9 protein-coding genes and 3 pseudogenes are annotated in these 13,161 nt (G+C 44.8%); 11 read left to right on the top strand and 1 reads right to left on the bottom strand.

What is annotated here, in order from left to right:
• Positions 1–800: 800 nt before the first annotated feature.
• A complete protein-coding gene (gene ompW, locus N4T56_RS12185; RefSeq protein ID WP_261733416.1) occupies positions 801–1,448 on the top strand; it encodes an outer membrane protein OmpW in 648 nt (215 codons plus the stop codon).
• A 75-nt stretch (positions 1,449–1,523) separates the two neighbouring features.
• Here the strand turns inward: ompW and N4T56_RS12180 are convergent.
• Positions 1,524–2,266, bottom strand: a pseudogene (locus tag N4T56_RS12180) (SDR family NAD(P)-dependent oxidoreductase).
• 336 nt (positions 2,267–2,602) lie between these two features.
• Between N4T56_RS12180 and metA the strand changes: the two are divergent.
• The 10 genes and pseudogenes from metA (at position 2,603) to N4T56_RS12130 (ending at position 13,136) form a co-directional block, all read left to right on the top strand.
• On the top strand, positions 2,603–3,550 hold the full coding sequence (gene metA / locus N4T56_RS12175) for a homoserine O-acetyltransferase MetA (RefSeq protein WP_261733415.1): 948 nt from the start codon (positions 2,603–2,605) through the stop codon (positions 3,548–3,550).
• 294 nt (positions 3,551–3,844) lie between these two features.
• Positions 3,845–5,037: pseudogene (locus N4T56_RS12170) on the top strand (thiolase family protein).
• Between the two features lie 184 nt (positions 5,038–5,221).
• Positions 5,222–6,717, top strand: a pseudogene (locus tag N4T56_RS12165) (CoA-acylating methylmalonate-semialdehyde dehydrogenase).
• Positions 6,718–6,910: 193 nt separating this feature from the next.
• Positions 6,911–8,068, top strand: a complete 1,158-nt coding sequence (locus tag N4T56_RS12160; RefSeq protein WP_261733414.1) for an acyl-CoA dehydrogenase family protein — start codon at positions 6,911–6,913, stop codon at positions 8,066–8,068.
• Positions 8,069–8,145: 77 nt separating this feature from the next.
• Complete coding sequence (locus tag N4T56_RS12155) at positions 8,146–8,928, top strand: enoyl-CoA hydratase (RefSeq protein WP_261734816.1); 783 nt, start codon at positions 8,146–8,148, stop codon at positions 8,926–8,928.
• Positions 8,928–10,046 (top strand): enoyl-CoA hydratase/isomerase family protein, encoded by a 1,119-nt coding sequence (locus tag N4T56_RS12150; protein ID WP_261733413.1) that lies wholly within the window; start codon positions 8,928–8,930, stop codon positions 10,044–10,046. The genes N4T56_RS12155 and N4T56_RS12150 overlap by 1 nt, the downstream gene beginning before the upstream one ends.
• Before the next feature lie 14 nt (positions 10,047–10,060).
• Complete coding sequence (gene mmsB, locus N4T56_RS12145; RefSeq protein WP_261733412.1) at positions 10,061–10,960, top strand: 3-hydroxyisobutyrate dehydrogenase; 900 nt, start codon at positions 10,061–10,063, stop codon at positions 10,958–10,960.
• Between the two features lie 12 nt (positions 10,961–10,972).
• Entirely contained in the window at positions 10,973–11,731 is a 759-nt protein-coding gene (locus N4T56_RS12140) for an SDR family oxidoreductase (RefSeq protein ID WP_261733411.1), read from the top strand.
• A gap of 181 nt (positions 11,732–11,912) precedes the next feature.
• On the top strand, positions 11,913–12,119 hold the full coding sequence (locus N4T56_RS12135) for a hypothetical protein (RefSeq protein WP_261734815.1): 207 nt from the start codon (positions 11,913–11,915) through the stop codon (positions 12,117–12,119).
• 21 nt (positions 12,120–12,140) lie between these two features.
• A complete protein-coding gene (locus tag N4T56_RS12130) occupies positions 12,141–13,136 on the top strand; it encodes a DMT family transporter (RefSeq protein ID WP_261733410.1) in 996 nt (331 codons plus the stop codon).
• Positions 13,137–13,161: the final 25 nt, after the last annotated feature.

Below are 13,161 nucleotides of genomic sequence, written 5' to 3'. Positions count from 1 at the left end.
TCGATGTTATACCATTTCCATTAATTATGTGACCGATCAGAGTCGCTCAGACTGTTCAATTTGAGGCGCATTGTTGAAATAATGGTTATTCCCTTCTAAGGCAATGCAACAAAGAAATGGATAGTCTGAGCGTCTCCTGCAAGGCGGGTTTCTGTACCTTCTATGCTGCTTAATAGTATTTTGACGTACGACTGCATGGATGCAGGAGGTAGAGCAACGCAGGAGCAGTTGCCGAGAGCAACTATGCCTACAATCCTATTACTTGCCTAGAAGGTACAGAATTCCCGCTGAATGACCAGATAATTAGTGGAATTGGTATTAGGTGCAACACTAAAGTATCTGCCGCGCACTTGTATATGAGTAAAGACCAACAATTCGCAGCAAAAACAACCTTGAAAGATCACCAGGCTCTAGAGCATTACCCTGCACAAAAACATCAATTTACACGTCATCATTTCAACAACATTTATACGCCAATTGTCATTGCTATTACCTCAATAAGTCACACAAGGATCACATAAGAAAGTGTTTATCTATGCCTGCGACCGGACGTAATAGGCTTACAATTTAGCTTGCGTCACACCACAATAACCCAACTATAAAATGCATCTTTTGTCTGGTTTCGTGGTTATTTTGTGATCTAAATCAAGCTTAAGCTATCTAAGTAAGTACCCCAATATAGGTATGGAGATTTGTTTGATCTAAATCAATGTTGTTAATGATTAACTTGGGTAGGTTGGCGGCAATTGTTAAGGATGTTAATGAATTACGTCTATTTATTGTTGTCATGGAGTCTGAAAATGAATAAGAAAATTACCCTAAGTTTAATTGCTGCATCACTATTATCTGCTGGCTTATCTTTTGGTGCTGCAGCGCATCAAGCGGGCGACATTATAGTGCGGGCAGGTACAGCAACGGTATCACCTAATGAGTCAAGCCCTGTGGTGGCCGGTGTGGCAGAGTTTAGTGTTGATAGTGATACCCAATTAGGTCTTAACTTTGGCTATATGTTGACTGATAACATTGGGATAGAGCTATTAGCTGCCACGCCATTTAGCCATGACGTGTCACTCGGTGAGCTAGGCGTTATCGCTAACACTAAACACTTACCGCCAACATTGGTTGCTCAATACTACTTTGGTAATGCACAGTCTGCACTGCGTCCATATGTTGGGGTTGGGGTTAACTTTACCAACTTTTTTGACAATGACTTTAATCAGGATGCCAAAGATTTAGGATTAGATAATCTGTCTATGTCTAACTCTTGGGGCGTTGCGGCGCAGGTAGGGCTTGATTACCAAATTGATAAAAAGTGGCTCGTGAATGCCTCTGTATGGTATGCACAAATTTCTACCGACGTGAGTTTTGATATGGGCGCTGACCATATGGTCGTTGAAACAGACATCGACCCATGGGTTTATATGATTAGCGTGGGTTATACTTTCTAACTGTAGTTGATTAGCATCAGCTATTCATTGCAACAAAACAGGAACCCGCAGGTTCCTGTTTTGGTATCATCCAGATTAACCGCGTTTCTTTTTCGGTTTCCAATGGCGGGTGTTGTAAATATATTCTGGTAAAAGTCGGTTTATCCACGCCACAATTCGCCAGCGTTTGGTAACATACACTCGGCGTTTACCTTTTTTAAGTGCCGTTAATATTTGCCCAGCCACTTTATCAATTGGCGACAATAACATCTGAGTATTTAAGTGCACCGCTTTGTCAAATAACCCTAATTGAATATCACTTATGGTTACAGGTAGTTTTAAGCGCTGCGCATGCATACTTAACCCCTGTAAATAATTTTCGGCAAAGGCTTTAGAGGCATGGTAAGCCACATTTGGATCGCCGCGTTGACCAGCAATCGAGTTTATCGCAGCTAATTGACCATAACCTTGCTCGCACATCAATTTGAAAATGCATTGGCTTGCCGCTGAAAATCCCATCACATTCACATCGATGGTGTGCTGATCGATGCTCCATGGCAGGGCTGGGTCGTAGTCATTAACCCCTGTATTCACAATCACCAAATGGGCGCCGTTATGGGTGGTCCAGGCTTCATTAAGCTGAGCTATCACTGTTTGTGGTTGGTCAATGGTCAGTGGATACACGCTGACTTCGCCAGGAAGGCTTTCAGCAAATTGCTTGAGAGACTCGGGATCATGTACAAAAAGCACTAATGACACTTGCTGTGCCGACAATTGTTTCGCAAAGCCTGGCTGAGCTGCGAGCCCGCACCAATGATCATTGCAGTTGCGACTGACATAGTTAACCTCATAATTATCAATGGCTCATAATAGGAATAACGCCGTTTGATAACAAGAGAGAAAAAAATTCAACTTAAGACGTGTAGACTTCTAGACATCCTTGTGTATGATTGGTGACATCAATGATTGCTTGTGTGATTATTGGTTTATATCGCGTGATATCAATGTTTAGCGTTATTTATTGATAGCGTTTATTTAAGGTAAGCTCAATAAAGTTGTCTTTTTACAGAATGTTGAAACTGTGATCGGCTAAACATATTGGTTTATAGGGCGTTGCTAATTTATCGCACAATAAACAAGCTGTCTGTGTTTAATTAATCAAAAAGGTGAGTCGTATGCCGGTTCGAATTCCAGATAATCTCCCTGCAGCAGGTATTTTAGAGTCTGAAAATATTTTCGTGATGTCTGAAACCCGTGCAGCCAATCAGGACATTCGTCCTATGCGGGTGCTGATCTTGAATTTAATGCCTAATAAAATTGAAACTGAGACGCAATTATTGCGTTTACTCGGTAATACGCCATTGCAAGTCGACGTCGATTTATTACGCATTCACGACAAAGAGTCCAAACACACCTCGATTGACCACATGAATACCTTTTACCGTGATTTTGAAGATGTGCGAAATAACAATTATGACGGTCTTATCATCACAGGTGCACCGCTTGGACAAATCGATTTTAAAGATGTGGTTTACTGGGATCACATTCGCGAGATTATTGACTGGTCTCAAAATCATGTCACCTCGGTACTGTTTTTATGTTGGGCAGCCCATGCTGGCTTGTATCATTTATATGGTTTACAGCGTCAACTGCTAAAAAATAAACGTTCAGGCGTATTTAATCACAGTCGCACTAGCGATCCACACCCGCTACTGCGTGGTTTTGACGATGAGTTTTATGCACCACACTCACGGTTTGCCGAAATGAACGTAGAAGAATTACGTCAACACCCTGAGGTTGAAGTATTGGCTGACTCTGACCAAGCCGGTGCCTATATTGTCCTTAGCCGTGATAATCGCAATTTGTTTGTAATGGGTCATCCTGAATATCAAAAAGCCACCCTAAATGATGAGTATACTCGCGATGTTGGCCAAGGGTTAAACCCAGACATTCCGCAAAATTATTATCGTAATGACGACCCAAGCCAAGACGTTATTGCCCGCTGGCACAGTCACGGCAGCTTATTGGTGAGTAATTGGCTTAACTATTACGTTTACCAGTTAACACCTTATGACTTAAATGACATGAGCGCGAAAACCCCTTGGGAAAACAAAAAAACATAATCAGCCACTCATAACCCAAAGCCGTAATACCCTAAGGTATCGCGGCTAGTAGACTAAAGTTTAATTTGTACTCAAGCTCATTTCAGTATTAAAACCTTGATGGTTTTACCACAATTAAAACATCATCTTACCTATAAATATTCTCATTTAATTATCAAGTGTAAATCTTCAATGACAAGCTCATGAGATGAACATCACAAATTTGATCATTTTTTACTTGCTTTACGTTAGCGTCAACGTCAAAGTGGTGTGATATTGGTTTTGATTTTATATGCGCAAAAAAATGGAGTGGTTATGAGTACAGAGCAAACAGGTCAAGATATCGTTATTGTTGCCGCAAAGCGTACCCCTATGGGTGGCTTTCAGGGGGCATTGGCTGAGGTCGCATCTCCCGTGTTAGCCTCTACCGCGATTAAAGGCCTTTTAGCGCAAACCGGCGTAAGCGGCGACAGCATTGATGAAGTGCTAATGGGCTGTGTATTACCTGCAGGTCTTGGCCAAGCGCCAGCTCGCCAGGCAACATTGGGTGCAGATTTGCCATTAAGTGTTGGCGCAACCACGGTCAATAAAGTGTGTGGCTCGGGGATGAAAACCGTCATGTTAGCCCATGATTTAATTAAAGCGGGTAGCAGTAATGTGGTGATAGCGGGTGGCATGGAAAGCATGAGCCAGGCGCCATATTTACTCGACAAAGCCCGTGGCGGCATGCGTATGGAGTGCACGGTAAAGTCATGGATCATATGTTTTTAGACGGTCTTGAAGATGCCTATACTGGTGGCGCGATGGGCACATTTGCGCAAAAAACTGCAGATGACTTTGGTCTCACGCGTGAACAAATGGATGCCTTTGCATTAAGTTCTCTCGACAAAGCCAATGCTGCCATTCACTCTGGTGCCTTTAAGGATGAAGTGGTGCCTGTAACCATTAGCACCCGTCGCGGTGATGTCACTGTCGATACCGATGAACAACCGGGTAATGCCCGCCCAGAAAAAATCCCAACATTGCGCCCAGCCTTTACTAAAGACGGCACCATTACGGCAGCAAACTCAAGCTCAATTTCAGACGGCGCCGCAGCACTAATGTTAATGACTCGCGACAAAGCAAATGAATTAGGCTTAACCGTTATGGCGACCATTAAAGGCCATACTACGCATTCGCAAGAACCTTCATTGTTCACAACCGCTCCCGTCGGCGCAATGCAAAAGTTGTTCGATAAAGTGCAGTGGAGCAAATATGACGTTGATCTGTATGAAATTAACGAAGCGTTTGCCATGGTAACCATGTTAGCGGTATCTGAGCTTGGGTTAGATGCCAGCAAAGTAAACATCAATGGCGGCGCATGTGCCCTTGGTCATCCTATTGGTTGTTCGGGCGCACGTTTGTTAGTCACCTTGATATATGCATTAAAAGCACAAGGGCTTAAACGCGGTGTGGCTTCATTGTGTATTGGTGGCGGCGAAGCCACAGCCATGGCGATTGAAGTATAAATAAGCCGATTTTACAACGCTAAATTAGACAAGATTAAGTTCAACAAGACTACTGTGCAGATAGAGGCAAATGCAGCCACATAACATGTGAGACTGACAACCAAAATAATCGCATCACCTGCACAGTCACTCAATACCAGTGAGCCAAGCTCACTCAAGATGTTCAAGGATCGAGGAAAGCAACATGATCACACAAGTTAAGCATTACATTGATGGCGAATTCACTCATGGCAACGGCGAGCGCAATATTGATGTGACTAACCCAGCTAATAATAGCGTTATTGCTAAGATTAACTGTGCAACAACCGCAGAAGTCGAGCTGGCGATCGACAGTGCTAAAGCAGCATTCAAAACCTGGAAAGAAGTGCCAGTGTCAGAACGCGCGCGCGTCATGTTGCGTTACCAACATTTATTAAAAGAACATCACGACGAGTTAGCGACCATTTTGGCTTCAAGAAACCGGCAAAACCTTTGAAGATGCAAAAGGTGATGTATGGCGCGGTATTGAAGTAGCCGAACATGCCTGTAACGTGGCGTCGTTAATGATGGGTGAAACCGTTGAAAACGTCGCGCGTAATATCGACACCTACAGCTACACGCAACCACTTGGCGTTTGCGCCGGTATTACCCCGTTTAACTTCCCGGCAATGATCCCGTTATGGATGTTCCCCTTATCAATTGCGTGCGGTAACACCTTTATTTTAAAACCCTCTGAACAAGACCCAATGACACCACAACGTTTGGTGGAATTATTTGTTGAAGCCGGTGCGCCAAAAGGTGTGTTACAGCTTATTCATGGCGACAAAACGGCAGTAGACATGTTGTTAACTGACCCCGCCATTAAAGCGATTTCATTTGTAGGCTCAGTCGGTGTTGGCCAATACATTTACAAAACAGGAACCGATAACCTTAAGCGCGTTCAAGCCTTTGCGGGTGCCAAAAACCACTGCGTGATCATGCCTGATGCCAATAAGCAGCAAGTGATCAATAACATGGTCGGTGCTTCAGTTGGTGCAGCCGGTCAGCGTTGTATGGCAATTTCAGTGGCGGTATTTGTCGGTAAAGCCAAAGAGTGGATCCCTGAGTTAAAAGAAGCGTTAGCGACAGTGCGCCCAGGTTTGTGGGACGATAAAGACGCTGCTTACGGCTACTGTCATTAGTCCTGCCGCCAAAGAGCGCGTGTTAAAACTAATTGCCCAAGGAAAAGCGGAAGGCGCGCAATGCTTACTCGACGGTAGTGATTTCACTGTGGCCGGTTATGAGTCAGGTAACTGGGTTGATTCAACCATGTTTACCAATGTCACCACCGACATGAGCATCTACAAAGAAGAAATTTTTGATCCTGTACTGTGTTGCATGGAAGCCGAAACATTAGACGATGCCATCGAGCTTGTGAACAATAGTCCATATGGTAACGGTACCTCAATCTTTACCGCATCAGGCGGCGCGGCGCGTAAGTACCAACATGAAATTGAAGTGGGTCAGGTGGGCATTAACGTGCCTATTCCTGTGCCATTACCTTTCTTCTCATTTACCGGCTGGAAAGGCAGTTTCTATGGCGACCAACACGCCTATGGTAAACAAGCTGTGCGTTTTTGCACCGAAACCAAAACCATCACCACTCGTTGGTTTGACTCAGAAGCGGTTAGCGGTCCTAACATGAGCATTAATTTAAAATAAGTATGCAGTGGAGAATCTCCATTTGTCGCGATACATCATCGATATATCGCGACAATTTATGCTTAATACAACAAGACAATCTTGACTCACGCCATTGCTTTTATCGTACACAATGGCCAAGCAACTTAAGCTGCTGTGATCAAGTCTCTAAATGGCTCCAAGAGTCATCTAAAACAATAAGTAGGAGTCCGACATGGATTTTAATTTAAACGAAGATCAGCGCCAGTTTGCTGACTTAGCCCGCCAATTTGCCGCAGAAGAACTCGCTCCATTTGCCGCCAAATGGGACGAAGAGCATCATTTTCCTAAAGACGTAATCCAAAAAGCCGGTGAGCTGGGCTTTTGTTCTTTGTATTCGCCAGAGTCAGAAGGCGGCATGGGCTTATCTCGTTTAGATGCGTCAATTATTTTTGAAGAACTCGCCCATGGCTGCACTGCTACCACTGCCATGTTAACCATTCACAATATGGCGACATGGATGGTGACAACCTGGGGCACAGAAAGTCTTCGTAAACAATGGTCAGAAGGCTTAACCACAGGACAGCTGTTAGCCTCTTATTGTTTAACAGAGCCTGGTGCAGGCAGTGACGCGGCATCATTGCAAACCAAAGCCGTACGTGACGGTGACGAATACCTCATTACTGGATCTAAAATGTTTATCTCTGGTGCCGGTGAAACCGAGCTACTAGTGGTGATGTGTCGCACTGGTGAAGCTGGCTCTAAAGGGATTTCTGCCATCGCGGTACCCGCTGATGCTCCCGGCATTACTTATGGTAAAGCCGAAGATAAAATGGGCTGGAATGCCCAGCCGACAAGGTTAATTAGTTTTGAAAACGTGCGTGTACCTGTCGCTAACTTACTGGGTGATGAAGGCCAGGGTTTTACCTTTGCCATGAAAGGCCTTGATGGCGGACGCATTAACATTGCCACCTGTTCAATTGGCACTGCTCAGGCGGCATTAACACGTGCAACACAATACATGAATGAGCGTAAGCAATTTGGCAAACCATTAGCGGCATTTCAAGCCCTGCAATTTAAGCTAGCTGATATGGCCACCGAGTTAGTGGCAGCGCGCCAAATGGTACGTTTAGCGGCATTTAAACTCGACACACAAGACCCAGAAGCCAGCGCCTATTGCGCCATGGCCAAACGCTTTGCTACCGACGTGGGTTTTCAAGTGTGTGACAGCGCGCTGCAAATCCATGGCGGTTATGGCTACATTCGTGAATACCCGCTAGAGCGCCACTTTCGTGATGTGCGGGTGCATCAGATTTTAGAAGGCACTAACGAAATTATGCGCCTGATTATTGCCCGTCGTTTGCTCGATGAAAACGCTCATCCGATTTTGTAATGGTTAGTTCACAGGTAATTTTAACGACTATGTTGACAGCACAACCTGCAAGCGGGTTAACTCAAGGACAGTAAATGATGACAACAAATACCGCCATAATTGAACATATTATTGGCCACACGGCCATTTTAACGCTTAATAACCCTCCAGCGAATACCTGGACCGCTGACAGCTTACAATTGCTGAAGCAAACCGTTATCAAGTTAAATCAAAACAACGATATTTATGCGCTAGTGATCACCGGACAAGGCGAAAAGTTTTTCTCTGCCGGCGCCGATTTAAATCTATTTGCCGATGGTGATAAAGGCACAGCCGCTTCCATGGCAAAGCATTTTGGTGAAGCCTTTGAAGCTCTGAGCGCATTTCGTGGTGTATCAATCGCCGCCATTAACGGTTACACCATGGGCGGAGGTTTAGAAGTCGCTTTAGCCTGTGATTTACGCATTGCTGAAGCGCAAGCGCAAATGGCACTGCCTGAAGCCACCGTAGGATTACTGCCTTGTGCTGGTGGTACGCAAAACCTCACCGCGTTAGTGGGCGAAGGTTGGGCTAAGCGCATGATTCTATGTGGTGATCGTATCGATGCTGCCAAAGCAGAAAAAATTGGCCTAGTTGAAGAGGTTGTCGAAAAGGGACAAGCCCTTGATGCAGCTGTTGCCTTAGCAGCCAAAGTGGCAAAACAGTCACCCAGTAGTGTGAGTGTATGCAAAACCTTAATTAATGCCGGGCGAACCATGCCGCGCAGCCAAGCATTACCGCTTGAGCGTGAATTGTTTGTGGGGTTATTTGATACCGACGATCAAGCTGAAGGTGTCAACGCCTTTTTACAAAAACGCGCCCCAACTTGGAAAAACTGCTAATGACTCAAGAAGTAATATTTCAAACTCTCGGTACGCTATCTGGACAGTCCATAGGCATCGTGACCCTTAATATTGAAAAAGCGCTCAATGCGTTAACCCTCGATATGGTGGCTGCAATGCAAAAACAGCTAACGCGCTGGAAAACCGACAACAATATTGCGTGTGTGGTGCTTCAAGGTGCGGGTGAAAAGGCATTTTGTGCCGGTGGCGATGTGCGGGCGATTTACCATGCATCCATTGCTAGCCCCAATACCATTACCGACGAAGCCTGCGGCTTTTTTACCCAAGAATATCAACTGGATTACTTACTGCATCAGTTTGGTAAACCGGTACTTGTGTGGGGGGATGGCATTGTGATGGGTGGCGGCTTAGGCTTAATGGCTGGCGGCAGTCATCGTATTGTCACTGAGCGCAGCCGAATAGCCATGCCAGAAGTCACCATTGGTTTATACCCCGATGTGGGCGGCAGTTACTTTTTAAATCGTATGCCAGGCAAGACCGGACTGTTTTTGGGCTTAACCGCTTACAATATGAACACTGCAGATGCGCTTTATGTTGAACTGGGTAATCATTATTTACACAGTGATGAACAAGAGCTGTTATTTGATGCCATGGCCGAACTGAAGTGGAGTCAAGACAGTCAGCTCAATCATCAATTGTTAAGTGATTTGCTGACTAAGATGAGTGAGCCGCATTTAGCCACTCTGCCAGACAGTCATTTACAGCAATTTCAAACTCAAATCGATTTATTGATGTCTGGTGATATTCTGGACGTGCATTATCAATTATCCACTCTTAATACTGAACTTGAATGGCTACAACGGGCGCAGAAAACTGCGTTAGCTGGTAGCCCAATAAGCTGGCATTTAATTTTTGCCCAAGCTCAATTAGGCACAGAACTGAGTCTGGCACAATGCTTCCAATGGGAGCTTGGTGTCAGTGTTAATTGTTGCTCAATAGGCGATTTTTGCGAAGGGGTTCGCGCGTTACTGATTGACAAAGATCGCCAACCTAAATGGTTATTTAACGATGTTGAAGCAGTAGAACAAAGCACAATTGAGCAATTGATTACCTCTCCCTGGGACGTTAGTCACCACCCATTAGCAGATTTTATTTAACAAGGATTGATAACATGGCAACAGTAGCATTTATTGGTTTAGGTAACATGGGTGGCTCAATGGCGGCCAATTTAATCAAAGCCGGCATGACAGTCACAGTGTTTGATTTAAACCCTGTGGCCGTTGAAGCACTCACCTCGCAAGGAGCGCTTAGCGCTAAAACCGCTTGCGGCGCAGCAGCTTCTGCCGATGTTGTGATTACCATGTTGCCTGCAAGCAAGCATGTATTGGGTTTATATTTAGGCGATGCCAATAACAAAGGTTTGCTTGAGGTGGTGTCAAAGCAAACTTTATTAATTGATTGCTCTACCATTGATGCTGACAGTGCCCGTATTGTAGGTTCAAAAGCTGCCGACATGGGAATTGAGTTTATGGACGCGCCAGTATCGGGCGGAACAGCAGGCGCAGCAGCAGGCACTTTGACTTTTATTTGTGGTGGCTCAGAGGCTGCTTACACGCAAGCGCAAACCGTGTTAACCGTGATGGGGGGTAATATTTTTCATGCGGGGGCGGTTGGAGCAGGGCAAGTTGCCAAGATTTGTAATAACATGCTGTTGTCGGTATTGATGGTCGGCACTAGCGAATCAATCCAATTAGGCTTAGATAATGGCTTAGATCCTAAAGTGTTGTCTGATATCATGAAAGTCAGCAGCGGCGGTAATTGGGCTCTTGAAAAGTACAATCCATGTCCAGATGTAATGGAAAATGTACCGTCGTCAAAAGGGTATCAAGGCGGCTTTATGGTCGACCTAATGGTAAAAGATTTAGGCTTGTCGCAACAGGCGGCAATGGCCTCTAACTCGAGTACTCCTATGGGGTCATTGGCCCGCAGTTTGTTCGTTAATCATGCGCGTCAGGGTAACGGTAGTCGAGATTTTTCGAGTATTTTTGAACAGTTTTCAAAGAAAAAATAAAGGATTCAGTTGATGGAATTAAAAGATAAGGTTGTCGTCATTACTGGCGGAGCAGGCGGTTTAGGTCTGGCAATGGCACACGATTTAGCCGCTCAGGGTGCTAGATTGGCGCTTATCGATGTAGATCAAACTAAGCTAGAACAAGCTTGTGCTGATTTAGGCGCAACAACTGAAGTGCAAGGTTATGCTCTAGACATTACTGACGAAGAAGACGTGGTTGCGGGTTTTCAATACATAATTGAAGACTTTGGCCAGGTAAATGTGCTGATTAACAACGCCGGTATTTTACGTGATGGTTTAATGATTAAAGCCAAAGAGGGCAAAGTCACTGAGCGTATGTCATATCAGCAATTTCAATCGGTCATTAATGTGAATTTAACCGGCAGTTTTTTATGTGGCCGTGAAGCCGCCGCCGCGATGATTGAAACCAAGCAAGCTGGGGTGATCATTAATATATCTAGTATTGCTAAATGCGGCAATATGGGTAAATCAAACTATTCGGCCTCTAAAGCAGGTGTTGCTGCTATGTCGGTAGGTTGGGCAAAAGAATTAGCGCGTTACAATATCCGTAGCGCCGCAGTGGCTCCGGGTGTTATCGCCACTGAAATGACCGCAGCGATGAAACCTGAGGCGCTCGAGCGTTTAGAAAAAATGGTGCCAGCAGGTCGTTTAGGTCAGCCAGAAGAGATCGCTTCAACGGTGCGTTTTATTATCGAAAATGATTATGTAAACGGCCGCGTATTTGAAATTGACGGCGGTATTCGCTTATAGAGCTGTGGTATTTAGCTTAGTCAGTTTGATATGATGCAGTCACGCCGAGCTAATTGCTCGGCGTGACTTTTTTATTTTTAGGGATGAATCAATATATTGATTTTTATCGTTATCAATACATCTCTCATCCTGAGTTGAGGTTTATCACGTGGCAAAATTAGAACAAATATTAAAAAAGATCATGCTTATCGTGGGGGTCTTAGGCGTTGTGATTATTTATGGCGGCTTTTTGTTTTTGCTTTTTTCAGGGCGATCAACTGCAGCATTGCCGTGGTTCTTACTGCTCTCACCGTGGATTTGTGTGTACTTTGGTTTAAGCCACGTACAACAAGTGGCAGTGATTAGCTGGTTTGCCAATAAGTTCAGTTTTAGAAAGTCATCTAAATAACTCATTCAGCAAGGTTAATTTATGGCTTCTGCCACGCCGCTATCTCGCACTGCACTGACATGTTATACCTTAATCGCTTTAATCGCGTTTGCGGCTAACTCAGTATTTTGCCGCCTTGCGTTGTCAAATGAACAGGCTGTGCCTCTTATTGATCCCAGTAGTTTTACCGCCATCAGATTAGCATCTGGTGCGTTGATGTTGGCCTTATTGATGGTACTGACATCAACCACAGGGCGCTCAGCACAAAAACTAGCGACCCAAAACCTAGCAGCAACCCAAGATATGTTGACAGCACCAAGCCATGGCAGTTATTTAGCCGCAGGCCTGTTGTTTGTTTATGCTATTGGGTTTTCGTACGCGTATGTACTGCTCGACACCGCGACCGGAGCATTAGTGTTATTTGCCGCAGTGCAAATTAGCATGATGTTTATCAGTTATTTACAAGGTCACAGATTGAATTTGCTTGAGATAGTTGGCGCGTTAGTGGCGTTTGCAGGCTTTGGCTATTTAGTCTGGCCAAGTCTTAGCCTTGGCAGTGAGACTTTATCAATTAGCGGCTTAGTGCTGATGGCCATCAGTGGTTGCGCCTGGGGCGGTTATACGTTGATGGGCAAAGGCACGGCAAAGCCTTTGTTTGCCACAGGTTACAACTTTATTCGCACCTTACCCTTCGTGTTGCTAATGCTTGCCAGCGTATGGTTATTATCGATGTTAATGCCCGTCGAACCAATGCAATCAGAACCGGCAGGGTTAGCATTTCAATTAAGTGCCCAAGGGGTTGTACTGGCAATACTTTCTGGCGCGCTGGCCTCAGGTGTGGGCTATGCGTTATGGTATCAAGCTCTTAGAGGACTAAGTGCTAATCATGCTGCAGTATTACAACTGTCTGTGCCTGTGATAGCAGCCGTTGGCGGAGTCATCTTTGTTGGTGAGCAAATCAGTGTCCATCTTATTATTTGCACCAGTATTATTTTATTTGGCATTGCCCTAGTTATTTTCGCCAAAAACAACTCATAAACATTAACTAAAAATAAAAGAGGTT

Source organism: Shewanella phaeophyticola, assembly GCF_025398315.1.
In the GTDB taxonomy this organism is placed as follows: domain Bacteria; phylum Pseudomonadota; class Gammaproteobacteria; order Enterobacterales; family Shewanellaceae; genus Shewanella; species Shewanella phaeophyticola.
Note: the sequence above shows the minus strand (reverse complement) of the source record. Positions and strands in the feature narration are given on the sequence as shown.

Coding starts and splice junctions, on each gene's coding strand:
- ompW (WP_261733416.1), top strand. CDS start 801: ATGAATAAGAAAATTACCCTAAGTTTAATTGCTGCATCACTATTATCT.
- metA (WP_261733415.1), top strand. CDS start 2,603: ATGCCGGTTCGAATTCCAGATAATCTCCCTGCAGCAGGTATTTTAGAG.
- N4T56_RS12160 (WP_261733414.1), top strand. CDS start 6,911: ATGGATTTTAATTTAAACGAAGATCAGCGCCAGTTTGCTGACTTAGCC.
- N4T56_RS12155 (WP_261734816.1), top strand. CDS start 8,146: ATGACAACAAATACCGCCATAATTGAACATATTATTGGCCACACGGCC.
- N4T56_RS12150 (WP_261733413.1), top strand. CDS start 8,928: ATGACTCAAGAAGTAATATTTCAAACTCTCGGTACGCTATCTGGACAG.
- mmsB (WP_261733412.1), top strand. CDS start 10,061: ATGGCAACAGTAGCATTTATTGGTTTAGGTAACATGGGTGGCTCAATG.
- N4T56_RS12140 (WP_261733411.1), top strand. CDS start 10,973: ATGGAATTAAAAGATAAGGTTGTCGTCATTACTGGCGGAGCAGGCGGT.
- N4T56_RS12135 (WP_261734815.1), top strand. CDS start 11,913: ATGCTTATCGTGGGGGTCTTAGGCGTTGTGATTATTTATGGCGGCTTT.
- N4T56_RS12130 (WP_261733410.1), top strand. CDS start 12,141: ATGGCTTCTGCCACGCCGCTATCTCGCACTGCACTGACATGTTATACC.